Genomic DNA, 26,022 nt, shown 5'->3' on the forward strand with positions numbered 1-26,022 from the left:
ATATGGTTCCACGGCTCCGTACCGGAGTGCGCGGCCGTGCGCGCGAATAGCTGCATGCCTGAGACAGGACTTTTATGTACGTATACGACGAGTACGATCAGCGGATCATCGAGGACCGCGTCAAGCAGTTCCGTGATCAGACCCGCCGCTACCTGGCCGGTGAGCTGAGCGAAGAAGAATTCCGCCCTCTGCGCCTGCAGAACGGCCTATACATCCAACGTTTCGCGCCAATGCTGCGTGTCGCCGTGCCGTACGGCCAGCTGAGCGCCCGCCAGGTCCGCACCCTGGCGAAGATCGCTCGCGACTACGACAAGGGCTACGCGCACATTTCCACCCGCCAGAACGTGCAGTACAACTGGCCGGCACTGGAAGACATTCCGGACATTCTCGCCGAACTGGCCACCGTGCAGATGCACGCGATCCAGACCAGCGGCAACTGCCTGCGCAACACCACCACCGACCAGTTCGCCGGTGTGGCCGCAGACGAAATCATCGACCCGCGCCCGTGGTGCGAAATCGTCCGCCAGTGGACCACCTTCCACCCGGAATTCGCCTACCTGCCGCGCAAGTTCAAGATTGCCATCAACGGCTCGCAGGAAGACCGCGCTGCCATTGAAGTGCACGACATCGGCCTGGAGCCGGTGCGCAACGCTGCTGGCGAGCTGGGCTTCCGTGTACTGGTCGGCGGCGGCCTGGGCCGTACCCCGGTGGTCGGCTCGTTCATCAACGAGTTCCTGCCGTGGCAGGACCTGATCAGCTACCTGGACGCCATCCTGCGCGTGTACAACCGTTACGGTCGCCGTGACAACAAGTACAAGGCGCGGATCAAGATCCTGGTCAAGGCACTGACGCCTGAAGTGTTCGCCGAGAAGGTCGAGGCCGAAATGGTCCACCTGCGCGGCGGCAACACCACGCTGACCGAAGACGAAGTACTGCGCGTATCGCGCCATTTCGTCGACCCGGAGTACCTGGCCCTCGAAAACGTCGACTACGCCGCCCAGGACGCCGAAAACCCAGGCTTTGCCCGTTGGCGCTCGCGTAACACCCGTGCCCACAAGCGCCCTGGCTACGTCGCTGTAACCCTGTCGCTGAAGCCTACCGGCGTTGCCCCGGGCGACCTCACCGACAAGCAGCTGGACGCCGTGGCCGACCTGGCCGAGCGCTACAGCTTCGGCTTCCTGCGTACCTCGCACGAGCAGAACATCATCCTCGCCGACGTCGAGCAGCGTCAGCTGCACGCGCTGTGGCTGGAACTGCGCGAAGGCGGCTTCGCCACCCCGAACATCGGCCTTCTGACCGACATCATCTGCTGCCCGGGCGGTGACTACTGCTCGCTGGCAAACGCCAAGTCGATCCCGATCGCCGAGTCCATCCAGCGCCGTTTCGACGACCTGGACTACCTGTTCGACATCGGTGAAATCGACCTGAACATCTCTGGCTGCATGAACGCCTGCGGCCACCACCACGTGGGCCACATCGGCATCCTCGGTGTGGACAAGAAGGGTGAGGAGTTCTACCAGGTGTCGCTGGGCGGCAATGCCGCGCGCGGCGCGAGCCTGGGCAAGATCCTCGGCCCGTCCTTCGCCCAGGATGCCATGGCCGATGTGATCGAGAAGCTGATCGCCGTGTACGTCGAGCAACGTACCGAGGAAGAGCGTTTCATCGACACCTACCAGCGTATCGGCATCGACCCCTTCAAGGAACGCGTCTATGCAGCGAATCATTAAGAACAACCAGATCGTCGACGAAACCTGGCACCTGCTGCCCAAGGAAACCTCGTTCGACGAGCTGACCAACTGCGACGACTACATCGTGCCGCTGCAGCTGTGGCGTGACCATGCGCACGTGCTCAAGGCCCGCGACGGCGGCCTGGGCGTGTGGCTGGACAGCGACGAAGAAGCGGAAGAAATCGGCGAAGACGTGCAGTACTTCCAGGTCATCGCACTGAACTTCCCGGCCTTCACCGACGGGCGCAGCTACTCCAATGCGCGCCTGCTGCGCGACCGCTACAAGTTCAAAGGCGAGCTGCGCGCCATCGGCGACGTACTGCGCGACCAGCTGTTCTTCATGGCCCGTTGCGGTTTCGATGCGTTCGCCATCCGTGCCGACAAGGACCCGGAAGACGCGCTGCAAAGCCTCAAGGACTTCTCGGTGACCTACCAGGCCGCCACCGACGAGCCGCTGCCGCTGTTCCGCCGCCGCTGACCGTCCCGCTCCAGCGAACAGCCCGCCTCTCGGCGGGCTTTTTCGTTCCTGGCCCCTGGCGTTGAAGGGCCTTACGACTTCTATCCAGTTAAACCTGCCGTTGCGCTCCTTCACACTCTGAACAGATGTGCCCGGAATCATTCTTGCCTACAGTTCAAATGACTTTGACGCAGCAGCCGCTTATTCGCTGCCTTCTGAACCGGCACACTGGCCGTTACATGATCCTCCCCCACTTTTCAGGAGTAACCCCATGAGCGTTCCTTCCTTCGGCCTCGGTACCTTCCGCCTCACCGGCCAGGCCGTCATTGACTCGGTCAAGTCGGCCCTGGCGCTGGGCTATAGGGTCATCGACACCGCACAGATCTACAAGAACGAAGCCGAAGTCGGCCAGGCCATCGCCGAAAGTGGCGTGCCGCGCAGCGAGCTGTTCATCACCACCAAGATCTGGGTCGACAACTATGCGGCCGACAAACTGATTTCCAGCCTGCGCGAAAGCCTGGAGAAACTGCGCACCGACCACGTCGACCTGCTGCTGATCCACTGGCCCGCGCCAGGCAACGGCGTTGAGCTTCGCGAATACATGACTGCGCTGGCCGAAGCGAAGACGCTGGGGCTGACCCGCCAGATCGGTGTCTCCAATTTCAATATCGAACTGACCCGCCAAGCCATCGATGTGGTCGGCATGGGCGAAATTGCCACCAACCAGATCGAGCTCAGCCCGTACCTGCAGAACAGCAAGCTGGCCGCGTTTCTCAAGGAGCAAGGCATCACCGTCACCTCGTACATGACCCTGGCCTATGGCAAGGTCCTGAAAGACCCGGTACTGGCCGAAATCGCTGCCAAGCACAAGGCCACCGTCGCCCAGGTTGCGCTGGCCTGGGCCCTGCAGCTGGGCTACGCGGTAATCCCGTCTTCGACCAAACGCGAAAACCTGGCCAGCAACCTGCTTGCCCGTGACCTGAAGCTGGACACCGACGACATGGCACGCATCGCCACGCTGGAACGCAATGGCCGCGAGGTAAGCCCTGACGGCCTGGCGCCGGCCTGGGACTGATGTAGGGTTGGGCGGGCGCAGCCAGTATCGCCTGACTGCGACCACCTGAAGGCGCGGCGCACTACGCGTGAAATCATGCATTGTTCCACGCACTGCAATTATGAAGTGCCTGGCGCATCCGTTCTCTTGTTCGGGCATCGGCGGTTAATCTGCTACACGTAAACCGACCTGAGGAGTACCGCGATGTCCCGCCCACCCCTGCCGCCCTTTACCCGCGAAAGTGCCATCGAAAAGGTCCGCCTGGCCGAAGATGGCTGGAACGGCCGCAACCCGGCCAACGTTGCACTCGCCTATACCCCTGATACGGTTTGGCGCAACCGCGCCGAGTTCCCCCGTGGGCGTGCCGAGGTCGAGGCATTCCTGACCCGTAAATGGAACCATGAACTGGAATACCGCCTGATCAAGGAGCTATGGGCTTTCACCGGCAACCGCATTGCCGTGCGCTATGCCTACGAGTACCACGACGACAGCGGCCAGTGGTTTCGTGCCTATGGCAACGAAAACTGGGAGTTTGCCGAAGATGGGCTGATGCAGAACCGGCATTCGAGCATCAACGAACACCCCATCAGCGAAGCCGAACGCAAGTTCCACTGGCCGCTGGGGCGCCGCCCGGATGACCACCCCGGGCTGAGCGAACTGGCCCTCTGATCAACCCAGCAGCAATGTGACCTTTTTTGCACTCAATGGCCAGATGCCCGAAACTCGACAGTGGCTGCCTGTTCGGCGCGAGACAGGCAACCCGGGCACTGGCTAACCTGCTGCGGCAATGCCTTGCTCACTTGCCACAGAAGAACCTTGCCCATGACCCTCTCCGCCGCCTCCGTGACCGCCGCCACGCCTGCCGACCAACCTCAGGGCTTTGTCGTCCGCATCGTCGGTGCTGCCGCATTCGCCCACCTGCTCAACGACTTGATCCAGGCCGTATTGCCGTCGATCTACCCCATGCTCAAAAGCGATTTCGCGTTGAGCTTTGCCCAGATCGGCTGGATCGCCCTCGTCTACCAGGTAACAGCCTCGCTGCTGCAACCCTGGGTCGGGATGTACACCGACAAGCACCCGCAACCCTACTTGTTGCCTGCCGGCATGCTGGTGACACTGGTGGGTATCGCCCTGCTGGCCTTCGCGGGCAGCTATGAAATGCTGCTGGTGGCCGCTGCGGTGGTCGGCGTAGGCTCCGCAACCTTCCACCCCGAAGCTTCGCGCGTGGCCCGCATGGCCTCCGGCGGGCGCTTCGGCACCGCTCAGTCGACCTTCCAGGTCGGTGGCAACACAGGCTCCGCCCTGGGCCCGTTGCTGACCGCTGCCATCGTCATTCCACACGGCCAGCCAGCCATTGCCTGGTTCATGCTGGCGGCTGCTCTGGCTGTAATGGTGCTGCTGCGGGTCACCGGCTGGAGCGTGCGCCACGGCCAGGCGCGCCTCAAGAGCTTCGCCGGCCAGCAGGCCCCCGGGCTGTCGCGGGGCGCCATGTGGCGCGCAGTGGTGGTGGTCGCCGTGCTGATGTTCGCCAAGTTCGTCTATATCGCCTCGTTCACCAACTACTTCACCTTCTACCTGATCGAGCACTTTGGCCTGAGCGTGCAACACAGCCAGCTGTACCTGTTCGTGTTCCTTGCAGCGGTGGCGCTGGGCACCTTTGCCGGCGGCCCGGTGGGTGACCGCATCGGGCGCAAGGCGGTGATCTGGGTTTCGTTCCTGGGGGTGGCGCCCTTCGCCCTCGCCCTGCCCCATGCCAACCTGGCCTGGACAGCGGTACTGGCGGTGGCCATCGGCCTGGTGATGTCCTCGGCGTTCGCAGCCCTGGTGGTGTATGCCCAGGAAGCGGTCCCAGGCCGGGTCGGCATGGTCTCGGGGGTGATGTTCGGGTTGATGTTCGGCATCAGCGGCATTGGTGCTGCCGGCCTGGGCGAGCTGGCCGACCGGCATGGCATCGAGTGGGTTTACCAGGCCATCGCGTTCCTGCCGCTGCTGGGCCTGACCACCGCGCTGCTGCCAGCTACCCGCTCAAAGGCCCGGCCCAGCCGTTGCTGCTAAAGTGGCGCTGCCAGGCTGCATCTATACGAGGTCACGATGGTAAAGCCGCAGCGTGAATTGCTGGTGGAGGTCGATCAGTGGACCTGGGAAGTGGGTAGCCGCGCGACGGACTACCCCAGCGACTGGTTCATCGAGCCCCATACCCATGCCAAGCACCAACTGATCTATGCCACCAAAGGGCTGATGATCGTCGAGTCCGGGAACGAATGCTGGACAGTGCCGCCCAGCCGCGGTGTGTGGATGCCTTGCGGCCAGGTGCATGCCATCCGCTGCGTCGGCGATGTGAAGATGCGCAGTGTGTTCGTGCGCACCGATGCGGCTGCGGGCCTGCCTCTGCAGAGCAAGGCCATCAGCATCTCGCCGTTGCTCAGCGAACTGATCAAGGCCTCGGTGGGCTTTACCGCACCCTTTGCCGAGGACTCGCGCGAAGCCCGGGTAATGCGCCTGATCCTCGACGAGATCTGCGTCCTGCCGACCTTGCCGCTGAAGCTGTCGCAGCCCAGCGACAAGCGCCTGCGTGTGATCTGCACGCGGTTGCAGGAGCGGCCCGACGATAATTCCACCGTGGCCGACTGGGGCCTGCAACTGGGCGTGGACGAAAAGACCATCCAGCGCATGTTTCGCAGCGAAACCGGAATGACCTTCGGCCAGTGGCGCCAACAGGCTCGGCTGATGCAGGCGCTGGAGCGAATTGCCCTGGGCGAGCGGATCATCGATGTGGCGGGGGCACTGGGGTATGACAGCCCCAGTGCCTTTGCCAGCATGTTCAAGCGACAGTTCGGTACTACGCCCAGTCAATTCTTCAAATAACCTGAAGCTCACACATCGACTGTGCCGGCCCTTTCGCGGCTAAAGCCCACACCGGTACTGCATAAACCTGAATCCTGCGCGAAACCTGTGAGAGCGGGTTCACCCGCGAAGAGGCCGGCACAGGTCTCCTCAGTCAGCAGCTTGCGGCTCGAACACAGTCACCGCACGCGCATCCACCGGTTTGGGCAGCAGCCCTTCCCGGTAGAAGGCATCGGCAATACGCTGCTGCTCACCCAGGTTGCCCAGTTGCACCGGCTGCACGTCATAGCTGCGTCGGCCATTGGCCTGCTGCACCGTAGCGCTGTCCAGGTTGCCCCAGAGCGGCCCCAGCACCCGGGCAGCCGCTGCGGGGTTGGCTTTGGTCCAGGCACCGATTTCGCGCAGCGCCTGGTACACCTGCTGCAGCACTTCAGGGTGCGCCTTGGCGTAATCGCTGCCGGCCAGGTAGTAACGCTGGTAGCTCGCCAGCTCGCTGCCATCAGCCAGAACGCGCGCGTTCTGCTGGCGCTGGGCGCTCGCCACGTAGGGGTCCCAAGTGACCCAGGCATCGACCTTGCCATTCTCGAACGCCGCCCGGCCGTCGGCCGGGATCAGGTACGCCGGGGTAATGTCCTTGAAGCTGAGGCCGGCCTTGGCCAGGGCCTGGATCAACAGGTAATGGCTACCCGCCGCCTTGGTCACCGCCACCCGCTTGCCCTTGAGGTCGGCCAGGGTCTTGAGCGGCGAGCTGGCTGGCACCAGGATGGCCTGGGCTGTGGGCGATGGCGCCTCACGAGCAAAATAGGTGAGTTTGGCACCGGCCGCCTGGGTGAACACCGGTACGGTATCGGCCACGTCCGCCGACAGGTCGACATTGCCCAGGTTCAGCGCCTCCAGCAGCGGCAGGCCACTGGGGAACTCGTGCCAGCTGACGCGGATACCCTCGGCCTGCAGGCGCTGCTCCAGCGTGCCACGGGCTTTGAGCAGGGTCAGCAGGGTGGAGGATTTCTGGTAACCGATGCGCAGGGTCTGCTCGGCGCTGGCAAGCGACGGCAGCAGGCCACCGAGCAGCAGGCCCAGGGCCAGGTGACGCAGGCGTTTGCGGTGCAGCATGGGGTGTCTCCAGGTCAATGTTGGGCCAGTGAGTCAGTGGCGGGCACGGTAAAGCCCGTGGCGAAGGTCGGGGCAACGTCCAGGCGTTGGCTCATCAGGCCGTGGGCGTGGTAGAAGTCGGCGGTTTCCTGCTGTTCGCCGATGGTCTTCGCGTCGATGGCCTGCCAACGCAACTGGCGACGCTCGAACTGCAGGCGGGCAGCGTCCTGCGGGAAGCCGATGATCGCGGCCAGGGTTTGCGAATAGCTGTCCAGGTGCTGGTACGCCCAAACCTGGGCGCCGGCCAGGCGGGCCAGGTAATCCTGCAATGCGGCCTTGCGCGCCGGGTCATCCAGCGCCTTGTCGGTGGCCGCCAGGAAACTGTTGCCACTGGACAACCCGCGGCCATTGACCAGCACCTTGCCTTGGCCGCTCAGCTCGGCCAGCGCGGTGTAGGGTTCCCAGGTCGACCAGGCGTCCACCGAGCCATTGGCCAGGGCGATCTTGGCGTCGACCGGGCCGAGAAAGCGGAACTCCACGTCTTTTTCGCTGAGCCCGACCTGATCCAGCGCCTTCAGCGCCAGGTGATGGCCGATAGAGCCACGGCCAGTGGCAATGCGCTTGCCCTTGAGGTCGACAGCGCTGTGCAGCGGAGCATCAGGGCGCACCAGCAGCGCCGTGCCATATGGGTCTGACTTGTCCACGGCAATGGCCTTGACCGGCGCACCGGAGGCCAGCACGAAGAGCAATGGCGCATCACCGATGATGCCGGCATCGATCGCGCCGGCATTCAGTGCCTCGGCCAACGGCGCGGCAGCGGGGAATTCGGCCCAGCGGATGTCGTAAGGCAGGTCGCGCAGGGCATCGGCGGCCTCCAGCTGGGCGCGCATATTGCCTTTCTGGTCACCGATGCGCAGGGTCAGGCGGTCACTGGCAAATGCCTGTGTGGCCAGCAGTGTGGCAGCGGCGAGCAGCAGCAGGCGAGATCGAATGGACATCCGCAGTTCCTTGCAGGTTGAAAGAACTGTGAATGTAGCGGGCCGCATCAAATAAATAAAAGTGATTAAAGTAATAAGCTAATATGCAAAAGAATATCGATGACGAATAACCCTCGTCGTAGCCAGTGGGTGATTGATGGGAGCGCTTTGCGCCCCAGTCGCCGGGACAGAAGACGCAAAAGAACCACTGCGCCGTACTTCAGCCGGGCTTACTCCGAACGCCTGCTGGAACTACTGGGCAAAACGCCCGGCGTTGCTGAAGCCATGGCGCAAGGCCACTTCGGCCACCGACCCGCCCTCCCCGCGCGCAAGCACCTGGCGCGCACTTTCCAGCCGCACCTGCCGTTGATACCCGACAATCGATGTACCAGCAAAACGGCGAAAGCCATCCTGCAAGGCGCGCAGGCTGACATTGGCCAACCCCGCCAGCTCGGTGCCACTGACCAAACGCGCCGGGTGCTCGTGCAGGTAGGCCATCGCCAGCTTCACATGGCGCGGCGCCACCCCGGGCGCAGGGCATCGCTATAGTTGTGCGGCCAGGCCTCCAGCACCGCATCCACCATAATTTCCTGCAGGCGGGTCGGCATCAGCACGCCGGTATTGATCAGCTGGTCGAACTGCGCACCGGTGGCCATTTCCAGCAACGCACGTATGCCCTGGAACACCGGCAACGCCAGGTCCACCACCGGGGCAAAACACACCGGTGCCGCCAAGGGCTGGCCTAACCACAGGGACAGGCGCTCGGCAAACAACCCGCGGTGTATCTTGGCAGCGAACCTGCCAAGCCGTGTACAGTACCCCTACAACAATGCCCGCAAAGGAGCCCGGCACATGACCGTGACGCTATCCCCCCTGCAGATCGACTGCGCTTTCGATTCCGGCAACATCCAGGTGCTGGACGCCAGCAACCCGGCCCAGGTGCACCTGGCCATCCGCCCGGACACCCACAGCGGCCACTATCAGTGGTTTCACTTCAAGGTCAGCGGGCTGACGCCGGGCCAGGTCCATCGCTTCAGCCTCGACAACGCCTCCGGCTCCTCGTACAAGAACGCCTGGAGCGGTTACAACGCAGTGGCCTCCTACGACCAGCAAAGCTGGTTCCGCGTGCCCAGCCAGTTCGACGGCACGGCGCTGTCGTTCGAAGTGAAAGCAGAGCAGGACCAGATCTGGTTCGCCTACTTCGAACCCTACCCACGCGCGCGCCACAACCAGTTGATCGAACGCGCGCAGCAGTTGCCGGGGGTCGAGTTGCTGGCCAGCGGCCGCAGCGTGCAGGGCCGCGACATTCCCCTGCTGCGTGCCGGCGATGGCGCCGCAGGTAAGCGCAAGCTGTGGCTGATTGCCCAGCAGCACCCGGGCGAACACATGGCCGAATGGTTCATGGAGGGCGTGATCGACCGCCTGCAAGCCAACGACGCGGTGATCCAGGGCTTGCTGGCCAAGGCTGACCTGTACCTGATCCCCAACATGAACCCCGACGGCGCCTTCCTCGGCCACCTGCGCACCAACTACAAAGGCAAGGACCTCAACCGCGCCTGGCAGGACGCCAACGTCGAGCTGACCCCGGAGGTGTTCTTCGCCCAGGCGCAGATGAAGCAGTACGGCGTGGATGCGTTCATCGACGTGCATGGTGACGAAGAGATTCCGCACGTGTTCACCGCCGCCTGCGAGGGTAACCCGGGTTACACCCCGCGGCTGGCAAAACTCGAAGAGCAATTTCGCAGCACTTTGTGCAGCGTGACCCGCGACTTCCAGACCGTGCATGGCTATACCCGTGACCAGCCGGGACAGGCGAATACCACGCTGGCCTGCAATGCCGTGGGCATGGCCCATGACTGCCTGTCGCTGACGCTGGAGATGCCGTTCAAGGACCATGACGACGCGCCCGATCCGGTCACCGGATGGTCGGGTGCACGTTCGAAGGCGCTGGCGGGGGCGGTGCTGGAGACCCTGTCAAAAATGGCGGACGATTTGCGCTGAGCCCTGCCTCACGCGGCCCCTGTAGGAGCGGCCTTGTGCCGCGAATGGGCCGCATAGCGGCCCCGGCAATCTGTGCTGGGTCTGCCATCTTGGGGCTGCTGCGCAGCCCTATCGCGACACAAGGCCGCTCCTACAGGGGACCGTGGAAGGGATGGGGTTCAGTCAGAACTGCACATCCAGTATCACGCTGTCGGAATAGGTTGCTGCCGGCGGCGTAGCCTGGTCGGTATAGACCTTGGCGTTGTAGTTGAACACCTGGCTACCCGTGCCGGTACCCGCACCGGGGTTTATGTCGGCATCCGTGCTGGAACGCCTGGCAGCCCCCGATGAACCCCAACGCACTACCCCTGCACTCTTGAAAATGTCATAGGCCAGGTAGTTGTTGGCCGACGACTTCATCCGTCGCCGCCCGCCCGACACGTTCTGCCCGTCATCCAGCCCCACCGTGTAGTTGCTGCCCTTGGTGCACGACACGTTTATGCCCTGGCTCACCGTGCCAAACCCTGCCACCACAGGCGCACTGGCGAAGCTGATGTTGGGTGTGGTGATCTGGCAATCGTTGGTCACCGTCAGGGTCACCGTCAGCGGCTTCGTACCAGTGCCTTGGTCAGTCCCGATACAGATGCCGCCTAACCCAATCCCATCGCAGTACTTCCAGGTCCACTCGACATTGAGGGTTTCCTGGTAGAGCCCCGCCGCAACGTTGGCGTTGATCTGAGTGCGCATGTAGATCGGCACGGCTTTGGGTGTACCGTTGAGCAACCCCAGCAAGTCGAGGATGCCGGTGGTCCTGAATTCGAAGCCCGTACCCCGAGTGATCGGATAGGTAGTGGTGGCGTCGGCATACAGCGTGTAAGGGATGACATCTCCGGTGGGCCCTACCAGGCCGTTGGTAGCCGAGGTGATCTTCACCACGAAGGAATCGGTACTACTAAGCACACTCAGCACCGAGCCATTGCACTGCAAACCCGAGTTGGCACTGGAAGCCGTCTGCACCGTGCTTCGTACCTGGGTCGAGTTGAGCGAGCCAAATGCCGCTGCCGAAGTCGCCACTGACGTGCACTTGGCCCAGGCCGGGCCCGCACACAGCAGCACGGCGCACGCCCACACCCCGCCCCACCAGGCCTTCATTTGCACACCAAGGGGCCGACCAAGGGGATCGAGCCTTGTGCCTCAGGCAGATCGAACGCCACCTCGCAATGCCCACCACCTTCCAGCTCCACCAGCAGGCGGTTGTGCGCCGCCAGGTTTTCCAGATACACCAGGCCATCCCAGCCCACCACGGCCTGGCTGCCACTTTCTTCATGAGTGACACGGCTGCCCAGCTTGAGCACTTGCTGGTTGCCATCGACCAGTTCGATGCTGGCCGCCATTACGCGTTTGAGCGGGAACTCCAGCAAGTAGCCGCTACCCCGGCGCACGGCCACACGCTGCTCCACGTCCCCTGCGAGAATGTCCGGCGGCAGGTCCATGGGGTCGATCTCGTACTTGCCGCGGTAATAGCCACTGCTGTACGGCACCAGCAAGTGCCCCTTGGCATCCGTGCGGCCGACATCCTGGTTTTCGTAGCGCACCGGCACATCGGCGTAACCGCCGGTGCTGACCACCACGAAGGCATCGTCGATGCGATTGGCGGCGAATACGCCGGCATCCATCCACACCAGCGAGCCACTGGCGTCGGCCCAGCGGGTCATCGCGCCGCTGCTGCCATACACACCGGCCTGCAACTGCACCGACTGCAAGCGCCAGGTGACGTCGGCCTGGCGGTAGGCATCGCGGTCGCTGCCTGCGGCATAACCCAGGTTGTAACCAACACCGCCACCTACCGGCACGGCGTGGCTGTAGTTGACCCGTTGCAGGCTTTCGCCTTCGTTGCTGCGCTCCATGCCCAAGGCCAGGGTGCCGTGCAGGTCGAACGGAATCACCAGCTGCGCCTGCACGGCCCACTGGCTGTCACCCACTTCACGGTTGGCAGACAGGTACACACTGGTGCTGCCCCATAGCGGCCTGCTGTAGCTCAGGTTGATCAGCCGCGTGCGCGTGCCGTCACCGGCGCGCACATCGAAGTAACCGGCGCCGATGCTGCCGTACTCGTTCAGGTTGAGGCTGAGGGTGACCTGCTCGCTGCTTTTGCTCAGTTGCATGTCCGGGGAGTCCACCCGGGTCAGGTCGGCGTAGTCGCCGTGGCGTTGCAGGCGCTGGTAACTGAAGCCAATGCGCTGGCTGTTGTACTGATAACCCAGGGCGACCTGGTGGCCCTTGTCACCGTCGAACCGGCTTTGCGCAAGGGCGGCGTTGAGCACGCCGAAGTTGCCAAGGCGCATGTTGCCGCCCAAACCGCCAAGCATCAGCGACTCGGCAGTTTCGGCGTGGGTTTCCAGGGTGAAGGTGTCGCTGAGGCCATAGCGCAGGCTGCCCGAGGCAACCCCGGGCCCATAGCTGAAATCGCGCACAGCGTAATCACGGCGCAGGCTACCGGCGGCCACCGAGTAATCGGACAGGCCCTTCTGCAGCAGGCTGCTGGTGACATAGAACGGCAAGGTGGTCGACACCTGCCGGCCAAGGGCATCTGTGGTGACCACCACCGCCTCCCCCGCGCCGTTGATGAACGGCACGTTGGTCAGGGTGTACGGCCCAGGCTGCAGCTCGGTGGTGCTGGACTTGAAACCGTTGATGAACAGGTCGAGCGAGGTCGGCACCGCGGCCTCGCCGGCGAACGCCGGTAACGGGTAAGTGACCAGATCGGGGCGTGCAGCGAAGTCGCGTGACACTTGCAGGCCGCCCACCCGCACCGAACTGCTCCAGGGCAAGGCGCCGGTCACGAAGTCACCGGCTTCGTAAGTGAGCAGGCGCTGCTCGTCGGTGAAGCGCCAGGTGGTGTCGTAACGCATGAAGCCCTGGCGGGTATCGTCCGCCTGTGCGCCATTGAACGACTGGCGCCATTGCCCGGTACTGGAGAAGGTCCCCCAACTGTCGAACAGGCGCAACTCGTTCCAGGCGGCCAGGTAGGTGCCGCCCTCATCGGTGTCGTTCAGATACAGGTCGTAGTTGAACAAGGCGCCGAAACTGCTGCGCGCATCGCTGGCCGGGTACAGGTTGCGGTCACCCACTTGCTGGTCTGGCAACCAGGCCGGCGGCACCTGCAGCAGCAGGCGCTGGTTCTGGCTGTCGTAGTCGGTGTGCAGCCCCGCGATGCTGTCCAGGGCCACCTCGCCCTGGGGGTTGCCCGGCAAGGAGATACCGGCGGCCCGCAGTACGTCGCTGCCCAGGTACAACTGCCCGGCCCGCTGCTGCACCGGTACCAGTTCAGCCCTTGGCATCTGGTTCACCACCAGGTCGAGGTACAGGGTAGCGTCGGCGATGGCGGACATCTCCGTGGGCGGCGGGGGCAGGTCGTCGGCCAGCGCCAGCCCAGGGCTGACCATGACCAGCCCCAGGCACCAGCGGCGCGTCGTCGCCGAGAGCCATTTCACACACGGTTTCCAACCATTGCCGGGTCCTCCCTGGCCCCTGCACTGCATTCAGTCGTTGACTCACTGGCCCTGGCGGATAGCGTCCGCCGCGCTCTGGCCATTGACCCTGCCCTTCAATACGCTGCCGCTGGTGGAGGCCACGGGAGCAGGCCAGAGCATGCTGGCGCCCGGCAGCACATAGCCCAGCAGGCCTTCGGCCAGTGGCTTGCTCTGGCTGCCTTGCTGCACCACCACATCGGTCAGCCGCGCATGCACGGGGCCTGTGTTGCGCAGTTCCACGTAGGGTTTGCCCTGCACCGTCACCGGCCGCCAGCTGAGCTGCGGCTTGCCCACGCCTTCGGCATTGCGTTTGCCTTCAGGGTCGGCCTTGCCCAACAGCCCCTCGCCATAGACGAACAGCGGCACCGAATAACGCATCTGTAAACGGATGGCCGCAGTAGCGCCGGGCTCGGCCTTGTCGACCGGAATGGCGGGCGGGATCTCGTCGATGATGATGCGGTAGGCCTGCTCCTGGCCGGCAGGTGAAGGGCCGGTACGGGTCAGGCGGATCAGCTGCTTCTGCCCGGGGGCAATGTTGGCGACCGGCGGGCTGCCGATGATCTCGCGCTGCGCCTGGAACTGTTCCTGGTAATCACCCTGGCGCCAGGCGAATACCCGTACCTGCAAATTGGCCGGGTCAGTGCCACGGTTTTCCAGCCACAGTGCACCGGCCTTCTGGTCGGCCTCCAGCACCGGGTCGATCGGCCAGATCAGCACCGAGGTGGCCGCCCCGGCCGGCAGGCTTGCCAGCCACAACAATCCGATCAATCCACGCGCCCACTTCGCGCCTGCCCGCATGCAGCTCTCCTTAGACACTTGTCGTTGGTGCGCTGGCCTTCACCAGGTCACCGTCACTTGCACCACATCGGTGTAGGTCCCTGCCGGCAGCACGCCGGTCAGCTGGACCCGCCCGTACACCGGCAGCTTGATTGCCGTCGGGTCGGAATAGCTCACGGCCACGCTCTGGCCGATCCCCAGGGCCTGGCTGTAGGCCGCGTCCCGGTACAACTGGTAAGCCAGCACTTGCGTGCCGCTGGTGCGTTTCAGGTTGCGTGTGCCACTGGCACTGTTCTGCCCGCCGTCCACGCTCATGCTCATGGCCACGCCCGGCGTGCACTGGAAGGTCACTGTCGAGCCACCCAGCGAGGTGCTGAGCAACGCTTTGGACAGTGCCGACTGTGAGCCATAATCGAGCGTGCCGTAACTGGTGACACCTCCCATCACCAGGCACCCGGCGACAATCTGCGCCGTTACCGTGAAGGTACTGGTGGTCACCGCCCCCAACGGGGCAGCCAACAGCATGCCGATTCCGGTCAGGCCACCAGCCAGCCAGCCGCGCATGGTTCAGAACGACAGTTCGACCGAAATCGTGTCGCTGTAGACCCCTGCGGGCAGGCCCGCCTTGCCCACGGCCTTGCCGTAAAGGTTGACGGTCTGGGCCACGCCAGTGCTGGTCGGCAGGGTGATGGTGCCGTCGACGGCCAGCAACGTCGTACGCCCGGTGTCTGTATAGAGGTCATACGGCACAAAATTGCCGGAACCGTCGGCGAGCGCACGCGTGCCACCGCTCGACTGGCCGTCATGCAGGCCTGCACGCACTTTGATCACAGGCACCGTACCCGCCGAGCACAGGATGCTCATGGCACCACTCCCGCCTCCCAGCACCTGGGCATTGGCGGTGACGAACAAGGCATCCTGGGTACCGAAGTTCAAGGCACCGAAGTTGAGCCCCGACGTACCCGAAGTACCATTTACCTGGCACGCCGAGATCAGCGTCAGGGTCGAGTTGATGCTGCCGGTCACCGTAGCGGCCTGGGCCTGGGAAGCCAGGGCCAGGCCCAGGCCTGCGAGCATGCAGCATGAAAGGTTCGTTCGCATCGGAGTCTCCTTGCGTGGTTACCAGTCCAGGGTCACTCTGAGGGTGTCGCGGTACAGCCCGGCCGGCAGTGCGCGCGGTTGCGCCACCACCACACCGTAAATGGGGATCGGTACTTGCTGGGTGCTGTTGATGGTGAAGGCACGCGCCTGGCCGATGGCGTAGCGGCTGTTGCCGCCCGGGTCGACCGCCAGCTGATAAGGGATCAGTTCCCGGCCGTTGCTCAGCCGGCGCACGCCGTCGTCGCCATTCAGGCCGCCATTGATCCGCACATTGAAGGCCCTTACTTCGGGCGTGCAGCTGATCTGCAGGGAGCCCGCGCCGCCCGCTTCGTCAACCCGGCTGCGCAGCGGCTGGTCCCAGTTCGGGCCACGCTCGCCAAAGTCCAGCAGCCCCGGGTTGCCCAGCACAGCCGGTTGCGTGTCGTCGCTGCTGATCTGGCAGGCTGCGCTGATCACCAACCGCGCCTGGATGAAGCCGGTGGTGCTGCCATGCGCCGCACCACCAGGAACCAGCAACGGGCCCAGGGTAAGCAGCAGGATCGAAGTGCGGTTCATGGCGTGGCGTCCTTGTGCATGGTGGCGTCCCTACCAGGTGACCGTGACTTTGAGCAGGTCGGCGTAAACCCCTGCATTCGGCACCCAGGCCAGTTTGTCGATGCGAGCGTACAACGGCAGCTCGACCGAGCCGCTGCTCGGTACCCTTGCCGACTGGGCGACCCCTACCGCCAGAGGCTCACGCCAGGCTGCGTCGCGGTACAAGCGATAAGGGATGGGCCTAGCCGTGTGGTCGTCGCTGGCCAGGTAGCGCAGCTCGCCGACGCCACCATGTTGGCCGCCATCGACGCGCACCTGATAAGGGGTGTCCGGGTTGCACTCAAGGCGCGGTGGGCGCTGGCTTAGCAGAACGCCGCTCAACGGTGCGCCGGGGCCGTCCAGGCGTGCCGCCGTGCCCAGATCGATGCGTCCGAGGGCCTGGGCTCCCGCGTCGCGGGTCTGGTTGACCAGCATGCAACCGCGCTGCACCAGCACACGCACTTCCACGAGAAAATCCGCTGCCACGGTACTGCCGCTGAACAACAGGCCCAACAACGCGGCCATTAAGCGCTCCGTCACCTTTTTATCCTTGTCGAAACGTCCTGAACAGAGCGTAGCAGCGAGGCAGTGCAACCGTGGTGGCCCCAAGCCGTTTTTTGGTATTAGCGATAAAGCGATAGCGCCCCGTTAAAAAAAGCCGGAACGGCGCAGAACCCCAGGCCACCTCCGTGTCTCCAATGGCCGAGGGCCGGTAAATGTGCCCGGTTTCTGGTAGGGTAAAGCACGTTCCTCCAGCGCCGGGCGCCAATGCCATACATGGACGGACATGACAGGAGCGTTTTCATTGATGACTGCAGACACCACGCTGGCAGAAGCCATGGAGCGCTGTGCCCGGGAACCGATCCACGTGCCGAGCAGCATCCAGCCCCACGGTTTCCTGCTGGTGCTGGACGCCACCGACCTGTGCGTGCTGCAGGCCAGTGAAAACGTCGAGCACTGGCTGGGCTTGCCAGCCCGTGAACTGATCGGTTGCCCCTTCGCCAACCTGGTCAGCGACGGTTTTGACCTGCACGCGCAGCTCGCAAGGCTGCCCGAAGATGAGGTCTTCCCCTTCCACATCGGTGACGTGCGCTTGCGCCAAAGTGCGCCGTACAGCACCCCGCTGCATTTGCTGGTGCACGGCCACGACGAAGTACTGATTGCCGAATTCGAACCCCCTCGGCTGTCGCCGGAACTGACCGGGCAAGGTGACTATTACCCGCTCGTGCGCAGCTTTGTCGGCAGCCTGCAACTGGCCAGCAGCCTCGAAGACCTGCTGCAGCAAACGGTGCTGCAGCTCAAGCGCATCACCGGTTTTGGCCGGGTCAAGGCGTACCGTTTCGATGCCGAGGGCAACGGCCAGGTGCTGGCCGAGTCCGCCGACCCAGGCTACCCCGCTTACCTGGGCCTGTGCTTCCCGGCTGCAGACATCCCGCGCCAGGCGCGCGAACTGTACCGGGTCAACCGCATCCGCGTGATCGAGGATGCCAACTACCAGCCCTCGCCCCTGCTACCGGTCATCAACCCGCGCACCGGCAAGGCACTGGACATGAGTTTTGCCGCACTGCGCAGTGTGTCGCCGGTGCACCTGCAGTACATGCGCAATATGGGCACACTGGCTTCGATGTCGCTGTCGATCGTGGTCGACGGTGAGCTGTGGGGGCTGATTTCCTGCCACCACCAACAGCCACGTGCGGTGGACCTGCGTACCCGCACGGCCTGCGAGTTGCTGGCCAGTGTGCTGTCGCTGCAGATCGAGTCCCGCGAGTCCCACGCCAGCACGCGCAAGCTGCTGGCGTTGCGCCAACACATCGTGCGCATGATCTCGTCCATGGCCGACCACGACAGCGTCAGTGACGGCCTGCGCGACCTGCCCCAGGTGTTGCTGGCCTTTGCCGGCGCCCAAGGCGCCGCAGTTATCTCGGCCGAACGCTGTGACCTGATCGGCCAGACCCCGCCTGAAGCCCAGGTGACCGCGCTGGTGCACTGGCTTGGCCAGCGTGGCGAAGACACGGTGTTCCACAGTGACAACGTGCGCCGCGACATCACTGACCTGCCCGAGCTGGCCACCCACGCCGGTGGTGTGCTGGCGGTGGCCATCTCGCAGATCCATTCGCACTACCTGCTGTGGTTCCGGCCCGAACAGGTGCGCACGGTGAACTGGGCGGGCCAGCCGACCAAGCAGGTCGGGCCGCAGGGCAACCTCGACCCACGGCACAGTTTCGAACGCTGGCAGGAAGAGCTGCGCGGCTATAGCGAGCCTTGGGACCCGTTAGTGATCGACGGCGTGCTGGAACTGCGCACCGCCGTGCTTGGCATAGTCCTGCGCAAAGCCGAAGAACTGGCACAGCTGGCGGGTGATTTGCGCCGTTCGAACAAGGAGCTCGAAGCGTTTTCCTACAGTGTTTCCCACGACCTGCGCGCGCCTCTGCGGCACATCGCCGGCTACACCGAACTGCTGAGTGAAATGGAAGGCCAGGGCCTGACCGAGCGCGGCAAGCGGTTCTTGCAGCACATTGGTGAAGCCGCGCACTTTGCCGGCAGCCTGGTCGACAACCTGCTCAACTTCTCGCAGATGGGCCGCTCTGCATTGCGCCTGTCCGACGTAGACCTTAACGCGCTGGTCGAGGCCATTCGCAGCGAACTGGCCCCCGATTACGAAGGCCGCGCAATCGTTTGGGACATCGCCCCGCTGCCCAAGGTGATCGGCGACCCGGCGTTCATCAACATGGCCTTGCACAACCTGATCGCCAATGCCATCAAGTACACACGCGGCCGTACGCCTGCGCACATCGGCATCAGTGCCGTGGAGCATCCTGGCGAAACCGAGATCTGCATCCGCGACAATGGCGTGGGCTTCGACATGGCCTATGCCAACAAGCTGTTCGGCGTATTCCAGCGCCTGCACCGCATGGAAGATTTCGAGGGCACAGGGATTGGCCTGGCAAGCGTGCGCCGCATCATCGAGCGCCATGACGGCCGGGTCTGGGCCGAAGGCCAGGTCGACCAGGGCGCAAGCTTCCATTTCACACTCCCCCGAAACACTGCTACCTGAGGCACCGCTACCATCATGCTCAAACCCATCCTGCTGGTCGAAGACAACCCCCGGGACCTGGAACTTACCCTGCTGGCCCTGGAGCGCAGCCAGTTGGCCAACGAGGTCATCGTGCTGCGCGACGGCGCCGAGGCACTTGACTACCTGCTGCGCCGCAACACCTATGCCGACCGCGACGACGGCAACCCTGCCGTCTTGCTGCTGGACCTGAAACTGCCCAAGGTCGACGGCCTGGAAGTGCTCAGGGCAGTGCGCGCCACCGCCGAACTGCGCAGCATCCCCACGGTGATGCTGACCTCCTCGCGGGAGGAGCCTGACCTGTTGCGCGCCTATGAACTCGGGGTCAACGCCTACGTGGTCAAGCCGGTGGAATTCAAGGAATTCGTCGCCGCCATCTCTGACCTCGGGGTATTCTGGGCAGTGCTTAACGAACCGCCACCCGGCTCACTGCGGCTGAATCGTCGCGGTAGCAACTGAGGCCGCCGCAACGATGCAGCAAACGCCGTTGAAACTACTGATGGTCGAAGACAGCTCGATGGACGCCGAGCTTACCCTGATGCGCCTGGAGCGCAGCGGGCTGCATGTGCAGTCCCAGCTGGTATTCGACCATGTGGGTGTCGACCATGCCCTGCGCGAGGCCCGCTACGACCTGATCCTGTGCGACTGCGTGCTGCCGGGGTCGTCTGGCACCGAGGTGCTGGCCATTGCCCAACGCCTGGCACCGGACGTTCCGTTCATCTTCCTCTCCGGCATCTACGGCGAAGAGCACGCGGTGGAAATGATCCGCCTGGGCGCCACCGACTATGTGCTGAAGAAGAACCTGCCACTGCTCCCCAAGGCAGTACGCCGGGCACTGACCGAAGTGCAGGAACGCCAGCGCCGGCGCCGCGCCGAAGAGGCTCTGATCGACGTCGAGGCGCGGGCACGTATCGCCATCGACGCCGCCGGCATGGGCACCTGGGACCTGCGCCCGCAAGAAGGCCTGCTGGTGTGGGACGACCGCTGCAAGACCTTGTTCGGCCTGCCTACCAGCACCGAAATGAGCCTTGAGGTGTTCCTCCGCGGCATCTATCCCGATGACCTGCCAATGGTGCGTGAGGCGGTGGAATACGCCATGCGCCCGGAAAGCGGCGGCCGCTACCGCGTCGAATTTCGCATCGCGCAACCCAACGGCCTGGAGCCGCGCTGGTTGCTCAGCAGCGGCCAGAGCCAGTTCGTCGATGGCCAGTGCGTGCGCTTTTCCGGCGTGCTGCAGGACATCCACACCCAGCGCCTGGCCACACAGGCGCTGCGTCAGCTCAACGAGATGCTGGGGGAGAGGGTCGAACGCCGCACCCGCGAACGCGACCGTGCCTGGGAGCTGTCGCAGGACCTGCTGGCCGTGCTGAACAAGGACCTGACCCCAGTCGCACTCAACCCCGCCTGGGAAGCCAGCCTGGGCTTCTCCCGCGAGCGCCTGAGCCAGTCGTCGTTGCTGCATCTGCTGCCCGAAGCCGACCAGGAACTGCTGCTGACCGAACTGGCTGCCCTCGCCCATGGCCGTACCAGCGTACGTTTCGTCGGCCGCATCCTGCATGCCGGCGGCCAGCAGCGCTGGCTGTCGTGGGTGGTGGTGCCGGAGGACACGCTGCTGTATGTGGTGGCACGCGACATCACCAGCGAGCGCGAAGCCGCCCTGGGCCTGGCAGAAGCCAACGCCCGCCTGCGCGAACAGATCAACGAACGCGAGCGCATCGAGGCGGCGCTGCAGCAGATGCAGCGGCTCGAAGCCGTCGGTCAGCTGACCGCTGGCGTGGCCCACGACTTCAACAACCTGTTGACGGTGATCCTTACCGGCGCCAGCTTTCTTGAGCGCGACCTGGCCAAGGCCAACCTGGACAAGGCCCGTACGCGCCTCACCCACATCCGTGAGGCGGGCGAGCGTGGCGCCAAGCTGACCTCGCAGCTGCTGGCATTTTCCCGCCGCCAGCGCCTGGAGCCGGTAGCGCTCAACCTCAACCAGACCCTGGCCGGCCTGGAAGAGCTGTTGCGCCGCACACTGGGTGGCAACGTCTCGGTGCGCCTGGACCTGGACCAGGCCCTGTGGCACGCACTGACCGACCCCACCCAGACCGAGATGATCATCCTCAACCTGGCGATCAATGCCCGCGATGCCATGCCTGACGGCGGCCAGCTGACCCTGACCACCCGCAACACCCGCATTGACAACCGCCCGCAACGCCCGGAAGACCCGGACCCGGGCGAGTACGTGATGCTGAGCATCCGCGATACCGGCTGCGGCATGAGCGAAGACGTGCTGGCCAAGGTGTTCGAGCCGTTCTTTACCACCAAGGACATCGGCAAGGGCTCGGGCCTGGGCCTGGCCCAGGTGTTCGGCTTCGCCAAGCAGTCCGGGGGTGGTGTACGCATCGATACCTCCCCGGGCCGCGGCACGCAGGTGGCGGTGTACTTGCCCGCCGTGAAGGACCAGATCGTGAGCGAGCCGGTGATCCCGACGCTCGGCCAGCCGGTCAGCGACAGCGGCCGCAACCGCACGGTGTTGCTGGTGGATGATGACCATCTGGTGCGTGACTTGCTTGGCGATGTGTTGCGCCAATATGGCTACCAGGTGCGACAGGCGCACAGCGGCGAACAGGCGTTGGCCTTGCTGGACGACGAGATCGACCTGCTGCTTACCGATTTCGCCATGCCCGAGTTCAACGGCGCGCAACTGGCGCTGGCGGCACGCGAACGGTACCCGCGCCTGCCGGTGGTGTTCCTGACTGGCTACGCGGAGTTGCAGGGGCTGGAGTTGCCGGGCAGCGTGGTGGTTCAGAAACCCGCGCAAGCGGATGAACTCGCCAGGGTGCTGAACGAGATGCTGGGCATTGCCGGGTAATTCGGGAAAGCACAAACCTTGGCAGGAGCGGCCCGGCAAGGCCGCTCCTGCCAGAATCGTGCGACGGAATTAAAAATACGCAAACGACAAAACCCAGCGCTTATCTTTCTAAGCACCGGGCGATATACGTTTGAAACTGGAAAATGGCAGGGGCGGCTGGATTCGAACCAACGCATGGCAGGATCAAAACCTGCTGCCTTACCGCTTGGCGACGCCCCTGTATCGGATGCAGCATTCGCTGCTCTGACAATTCCAACTGAGTGACAACTGGGTTGTTGTCTTGGAATGCGCGGCACTTTAACAACAAAGTTTTGATCTGTGAACCCCCTGATGAAAAAAAATTGCCAAAAAACAGCGGGTTAGTCATTTCGGCGGTTTGTGCAGCGACCATCCGTCGCTTTCCCCCCGCTTCGCTTCAACACAATCGCATTCCTCCCTTCCAATCTATTGAGCCAATTGCATTGACCAAGGAGGACCCCATGCCTGTCTCTCACGACCTGTACCAGGACCTGCACTACCCGCGCGAAATCGTCCAGCAGCGCCGCCAGCAGGACAAAGCGCTGGACCGGCTGCTGGACGAGTACATGGACATCGACAACCAGGTGCTGGCCGCCGAATCGATCTCGGCGGGCAACTTCGTTGACGAAGACCTGCGCCACCTCAAGGAGCGCCGCCTGGCGGTGAAATACATGATCGAGCGCCAACTGGAACGCAAAGCCTAGGCAAAGCAGGTGTGCGGCCAGACCTATCGCATCAAGTGATCATTGCCGGTCACTTTCTGTATTAGTCAAAATGGCCTCCCTGGGGCAAGCTGCACGCTGCCCCGTCATCGCCCAAGGAGCTTTGCTTTTGTCTGCCTGGATCCCTGCCCCACTGCGCCAGCTCGGCCAGCGCCTGCGCGGCGCCACCGCCAGCCAGAGCGAACTGCTCGACTGGTTCGAGGACAAAGCCCGAAGCCGCAGTTACCAGCTGAGTGACGGCCAGCGACGGGTGATCCACTGCATGGCCGAACAACTGGCACAGCTAGGACAAGGGCAGCCACGCAGCCTGTACCTGTACGGTTCGGTGGGGCGCGGCAAGAGCTGGCTGCTGGACGGGTTTTTCCAGGCGGTGCCGGTCGAAGCCAAGCGCCGCCTGCACTTTCATGATTTTTTTGCCCGCCTGCACCAGGGCATGCACCGCCACCGGGCGCTGGACGATGCGCTGGGCGCGACCCTCGACGAACTGGTGGGTGGCTGCCAAGTGTTGTGCTTCGACGAATTCCACGTGCATGACATCGGCGATGCCATGCTGCTTACCCGCCTGTTCAACGCCCTGTTCGCCCGCGGCGTGTTCCTGCTGGTGACCTCCAACTATGCGCCCGAAGGGCTGCTGCCCAACCCGCTGTACCACGAGCGTTTCCTGCCGGTGATCCGCCTGATCAACGGGCGCATGCAGGTGCTGGAAGTGGGTGGCGACACCGATTTTCGCAGCTTGCCGGCCAACCGCGAGCACCAGCGGTTTACCCAAGGCCACTATGTATGGCCGGGGACGGCAGCGCAGCGCCAGGCACTGGGCGTGCCGGACGAGCAGCCGGTAATGCTTGAAGTGAACAACCGCCCGCTGCGTGCGCTGGCCATCGATGGCCGGCGGGTGGTGCTTGGCTTTGACGACTTGTGCGAAAAGGCCACGGCGGTGATCGACTACCTGGCGCTGGCGCAGCAGTACGATGAATGGATCATTGATGGGCTGGATGACCTGGCGGAGTGTTCGCTGGCGGCGCAGCAGCGCTTCGTCAACCTGGTGGATGTGCTGTATGACCAGGACCGACAGGTGACAGTGATTGGCAAACGGCCGCTGGAAGAGAGCCTGGGCGGGCCGCTTGCCGACCTGATGCGTACCCGCAGCCGGCTGGGGCAACTGCACCAGGTAGCCCCCTAGCACTGCATTGCCCGCATCGGCCTAATCGCCGGCAAGCCAGCTCCCACAGGTACGGCGGAGGCTTCAGGGCCTGTGATGAACCTGTAGGAGCTGGCTTGCCGGCGATGAGGCCCTGAACGTCAAAGCATCAACCCGCCCTGGGCAAATCCGCCAGCACCGCCTCGATCTCCCCCAGCACCGCCGGGTCATCCAGGGTCGAAGGCGGTACATAGTCCTGCCCGTCGGCAATCTTGCGCAGCACCGCGCGCAAGATTTTCCCCGAGCGGGTCTTGGGCAACCGCTTCACCAGCCGAACCCGGTTGAAACAGGCCAGCGGGCCAATCGCCTCGCGCACGCTCCCTACCAGGTCTACCAGCAACTGCGCCTCGGCAATGCCCTCGCCGTCCTTGAGCACAACGAGCGCCAACGGCACTTGCCCCTTGATTTCATCGTGCACGCCAATCACCGCACACTCGGCCACCGCCGGGTGGCAGGCCACCAGGTCCTCCATTTCGCCCGTGGACAGCCGGTGGCCAGACACGTTGATCACGTCATCCGTGCGCCCCATGATGTAGACGAAACCGTCATCATCCAGAAAGCCGCCGTCACCCGTGTGGTAATACCCCGGGTAAGTGCGCAGGTAAGCCTGCAAATAACGCTCGTGGTCGCCCCACAGGGTCTGGCTGCACCCAGGCGGCAATGGTAAGGCAATGACGATCGAGCCCTGGTGGTTGGGGCCCAGCAAATGGCCCTCGTCATCCACCACACGCACGTGATAGCCCGGAACCGCCCGGTTGCTTGAGCCCGGTTTCGCCGCACTGCCTTCCAGCCCAACGCAGGGCGCGGTAACCGGCCAGCCGGTTTCGGTCTGCCACCAGTGGTCGTGCACCGGCTTGCCACTGACCCGCTCCAGCCATTCATGGGTGCTGGAATCGAGCTTCTCACCCGCCAGGAACAGTTGGCGCAGCGAGCTGAGGTCGTGCTTGCGGATCAGCTCGCCCTCCGGGTCTTCCTTGCGGATGGCACGCATGGCGGTGGGCGCACAGAACAGCGCGTTGACCTTGTATTGTTCCACCACCCTCCAGTAGGCCGAGGCGTCCGGCGTGCGGATCGGTTTGCCTTCGTAGAACACCGTGGTGCAGCCGCTCATCAGCGGCCCATAGACGATCAGCGAATGGCCGACCACCCACCCCACATCGGAAATGCCCCACCACACGTCCCCGGCCTGCATGCCGTAGATATGGCGCATGGCATAGCACAGCGCCACGGCATTGCCGCCATTTTCGCGGACGATGCCCTTGGGTTTGCCGGTGGTACCAGAGGTATACATGATGTACAGCGGGTCGCCGGCATCCAGCTCGACGGGTGCCACCGGCTGGGCGCCGAGCAAGGCTGCCTGCCAGTCCAGGTCGCGGCCTGGCTGCAGCTGCGCCTGCGCCTGCGGCCGTTGCAGCACCAGCACATTGCGCGGCTGGTGCCGGGCCAGCTGCAGGGCGCGGTCGACCAGCGGCTTGTAGGCAATCACCTTGTCGAATTCCAGCCCGCAGGATGCCGTCAGCAGCAGCGTGGGCCGGGCGTCATCGATGCGCAGGGCCAGCTCGTTGGCGGCAAAGCCGCCGAACACCACCGAATGCACCGCGCCAATCCGCGCGCAGGCCAGCATGGCCATGGCCGCTTGCGGCACCATGGGCATGTAGATGATCACCCCGTCGCCCTTTTGCACCCCTAGCTGGCGCAGCAAACCGGCCAGGCGCGCCACTTCGTCGCGCAAGTGGTTGTAGGTGTAGGCCTGCTGCACGCCGGTGACCGGCGAATCGTAGATCAGCGCCACCTGCTCGCCACGGCCCAGCTCGATCTGGTGGTCGAGGGCCAGGTAGCAACTGTTCAGACGGCCATCGGCGAACCAGCGGTGGGTACCGTCGGCGTTGTCTTGCAGGGTCAGGGCAGGCTTGCGGTGCCAGGCCAGATGCGCGGCCTGTTCCGCCCAGAAAGCGGCAGGGTCGGAAATGGAATGGTCGTAGCTGTGCTGGTAGCTCATATCGAAGGGAACCCGGTACTTGTTGTTATTGAAGGGC

22 protein-coding genes, 1 tRNA gene and 1 pseudogene are annotated in these 26,022 nt (G+C 64.1%); 12 read left to right on the forward strand and 12 right to left on the reverse strand.

What is annotated here, in order from left to right:
* Window positions 1-74: 74 nt before the first annotated feature.
* The 6 genes from ACN6NG_RS19285 (at window position 75) to ACN6NG_RS19310 (ending at window position 6,103) form a co-directional block, all read left to right on the forward strand.
* Window positions 75-1,727, forward strand: a complete 1,653-nt coding sequence (locus ACN6NG_RS19285) for a nitrite/sulfite reductase (protein ID WP_016500494.1) — start codon at window positions 75-77, stop codon at window positions 1,725-1,727.
* Window positions 1,711-2,205 carry a DUF934 domain-containing protein gene (locus ACN6NG_RS19290; protein WP_016485947.1) on the forward strand — a complete coding sequence of 165 codons (495 nt, stop codon included), beginning with the start codon at window positions 1,711-1,713 and terminating at the stop codon, window positions 2,203-2,205. Before ACN6NG_RS19285 ends, ACN6NG_RS19290 begins: the two co-directional genes overlap by 17 nt.
* A 250-nt stretch (window positions 2,206-2,455) precedes the next feature.
* Window positions 2,456-3,259: a 2,5-didehydrogluconate reductase DkgB gene (gene dkgB / locus ACN6NG_RS19295; protein WP_474315553.1), complete on the forward strand. Its 804-nt coding sequence runs from the start codon at window positions 2,456-2,458 to the stop codon at window positions 3,257-3,259.
* Window positions 3,260-3,442: 183 nt separating this feature from the next.
* Window positions 3,443-3,907: a nuclear transport factor 2 family protein gene (locus ACN6NG_RS19300; RefSeq protein ID WP_474315555.1), complete on the forward strand. Its 465-nt coding sequence runs from the start codon at window positions 3,443-3,445 to the stop codon at window positions 3,905-3,907.
* Between the two features lie 153 nt (window positions 3,908-4,060).
* Window positions 4,061-5,293: an MFS transporter gene (locus ACN6NG_RS19305; RefSeq protein WP_063427106.1), complete on the forward strand. Its 1,233-nt coding sequence runs from the start codon at window positions 4,061-4,063 to the stop codon at window positions 5,291-5,293.
* A 36-nt stretch (window positions 5,294-5,329) separates the two neighbouring features.
* Window positions 5,330-6,103 (forward strand): AraC family transcriptional regulator, encoded by a 774-nt coding sequence (locus ACN6NG_RS19310; RefSeq protein ID WP_063427108.1) that lies wholly within the window; start codon window positions 5,330-5,332, stop codon window positions 6,101-6,103.
* Window positions 6,104-6,232: 129 nt separating this feature from the next.
* Here ACN6NG_RS19310 and ACN6NG_RS19315 read toward each other — a convergent pair whose 3' ends face one another.
* The 3 genes and pseudogenes from ACN6NG_RS19315 to ACN6NG_RS19325 all read right to left on the reverse strand — a co-directional run.
* The gene (locus tag ACN6NG_RS19315; protein ID WP_474315558.1) at window positions 6,233-7,195 is read right to left on the reverse strand and encodes an aliphatic sulfonate ABC transporter substrate-binding protein; all 963 of its coding nucleotides are present in this window, start codon (window positions 7,193-7,195) and stop codon (window positions 6,233-6,235) included.
* A 14-nt stretch (window positions 7,196-7,209) separates the two neighbouring features.
* Window positions 7,210-8,172, reverse strand: coding sequence for an ABC transporter substrate-binding protein (locus ACN6NG_RS19320; RefSeq protein ID WP_474315561.1), 963 nt, complete (start codon window positions 8,170-8,172; stop codon window positions 7,210-7,212).
* 231 nt (window positions 8,173-8,403) lie between these two features.
* Window positions 8,404-8,936 (reverse strand): annotated as a pseudogene (locus tag ACN6NG_RS19325) (helix-turn-helix transcriptional regulator); the annotation flags it as partial.
* A 67-nt stretch (window positions 8,937-9,003) separates the two neighbouring features.
* Between ACN6NG_RS19325 and ACN6NG_RS19330 the strand changes: the two are divergent.
* The gene (locus tag ACN6NG_RS19330; protein WP_197899546.1) at window positions 9,004-10,152 is read left to right on the forward strand and encodes a M14 family metallopeptidase; all 1,149 of its coding nucleotides are present in this window, start codon (window positions 9,004-9,006) and stop codon (window positions 10,150-10,152) included.
* A 162-nt stretch (window positions 10,153-10,314) separates the two neighbouring features.
* On the opposite strand, the gene ACN6NG_RS19335 is transcribed toward ACN6NG_RS19330, so the two are convergent.
* The 7 genes from ACN6NG_RS19335 to ACN6NG_RS19365 all read right to left on the reverse strand — a co-directional run bounded on the left by ACN6NG_RS19335 (window position 10,315) and on the right by ACN6NG_RS19365 (window position 16,655).
* The gene (locus ACN6NG_RS19335; protein ID WP_063427114.1) at window positions 10,315-11,283 is read right to left on the reverse strand and encodes a Csu type fimbrial protein; all 969 of its coding nucleotides are present in this window, start codon (window positions 11,281-11,283) and stop codon (window positions 10,315-10,317) included.
* Window positions 11,280-13,577, reverse strand: a complete 2,298-nt coding sequence (locus ACN6NG_RS19340; protein WP_474315575.1) for a fimbria/pilus outer membrane usher protein — start codon at window positions 13,575-13,577, stop codon at window positions 11,280-11,282. Before ACN6NG_RS19340 ends, ACN6NG_RS19335 begins: the two co-directional genes overlap by 4 nt.
* Window positions 13,578-13,685: 108 nt before the next feature.
* Window positions 13,686-14,462 carry a fimbrial biogenesis chaperone gene (locus ACN6NG_RS19345; RefSeq protein WP_474315564.1) on the reverse strand — a complete coding sequence of 259 codons (777 nt, stop codon included), beginning with the start codon at window positions 14,460-14,462 and terminating at the stop codon, window positions 13,686-13,688.
* 39 nt (window positions 14,463-14,501) lie between these two features.
* Window positions 14,502-15,005, reverse strand: a complete 504-nt coding sequence (locus ACN6NG_RS19350) for a Csu type fimbrial protein (RefSeq protein WP_063427120.1) — start codon at window positions 15,003-15,005, stop codon at window positions 14,502-14,504.
* A gap of 3 nt (window positions 15,006-15,008) precedes the next feature.
* Window positions 15,009-15,542 carry a Csu type fimbrial protein gene (locus ACN6NG_RS19355; RefSeq protein WP_063427121.1) on the reverse strand — a complete coding sequence of 178 codons (534 nt, stop codon included), beginning with the start codon at window positions 15,540-15,542 and terminating at the stop codon, window positions 15,009-15,011.
* An 18-nt stretch (window positions 15,543-15,560) separates the two neighbouring features.
* The gene (locus ACN6NG_RS19360) at window positions 15,561-16,097 is read right to left on the reverse strand and encodes a Csu type fimbrial protein (RefSeq protein WP_016500513.1); all 537 of its coding nucleotides are present in this window, start codon (window positions 16,095-16,097) and stop codon (window positions 15,561-15,563) included.
* 30 nt (window positions 16,098-16,127) lie between these two features.
* Window positions 16,128-16,655, reverse strand: a complete 528-nt coding sequence (locus ACN6NG_RS19365; RefSeq protein ID WP_041167793.1) for a Csu type fimbrial protein — start codon at window positions 16,653-16,655, stop codon at window positions 16,128-16,130.
* A gap of 268 nt (window positions 16,656-16,923) precedes the next feature.
* On the opposite strand from ACN6NG_RS19365, the gene ACN6NG_RS19370 reads away from it, so the two are divergent.
* Genes ACN6NG_RS19370 through ACN6NG_RS19380 form a run of 3 tightly spaced genes read left to right on the forward strand, consistent with a single transcriptional unit; the run spans window position 16,924 to window position 22,048 of the window.
* Window positions 16,924-19,170 carry an ATP-binding protein gene (locus tag ACN6NG_RS19370; RefSeq protein WP_063427125.1) on the forward strand — a complete coding sequence of 749 codons (2,247 nt, stop codon included), beginning with the start codon at window positions 16,924-16,926 and terminating at the stop codon, window positions 19,168-19,170.
* Between the two features lie 15 nt (window positions 19,171-19,185).
* A complete protein-coding gene (locus tag ACN6NG_RS19375) occupies window positions 19,186-19,647 on the forward strand; it encodes a response regulator (RefSeq protein WP_016500516.1) in 462 nt (153 codons plus the stop codon).
* A 13-nt stretch (window positions 19,648-19,660) separates the two neighbouring features.
* Entirely contained in the window at window positions 19,661-22,048 is a 2,388-nt protein-coding gene (locus ACN6NG_RS19380; RefSeq protein WP_063427127.1) for a response regulator, read from the forward strand.
* 144 nt (window positions 22,049-22,192) lie between these two features.
* Here the strand turns inward: ACN6NG_RS19380 and ACN6NG_RS19385 are convergent.
* Window positions 22,193-22,267, reverse strand: a tRNA-Gln gene (locus tag ACN6NG_RS19385).
* Between the two features lie 260 nt (window positions 22,268-22,527).
* Here ACN6NG_RS19385 and ACN6NG_RS19390 point away from each other — a divergent pair.
* Window positions 22,528-22,770, forward strand: coding sequence for a hypothetical protein (locus tag ACN6NG_RS19390; RefSeq protein WP_012271609.1), 243 nt, complete (start codon window positions 22,528-22,530; stop codon window positions 22,768-22,770).
* 127 nt (window positions 22,771-22,897) lie between these two features.
* Entirely contained in the window at window positions 22,898-23,968 is a 1,071-nt protein-coding gene (gene zapE, locus ACN6NG_RS19395; RefSeq protein WP_197899334.1) for a cell division protein ZapE, read from the forward strand.
* A gap of 127 nt (window positions 23,969-24,095) precedes the next feature.
* Here zapE and ACN6NG_RS19400 read toward each other — a convergent pair whose 3' ends face one another.
* Window positions 24,096-25,985 (reverse strand): propionyl-CoA synthetase, encoded by a 1,890-nt coding sequence (locus tag ACN6NG_RS19400; protein WP_474315569.1) that lies wholly within the window; start codon window positions 25,983-25,985, stop codon window positions 24,096-24,098.
* Window positions 25,986-26,022: the final 37 nt, after the last annotated feature.

Source organism: Pseudomonas sp. TSO6, from assembly GCF_056098905.1.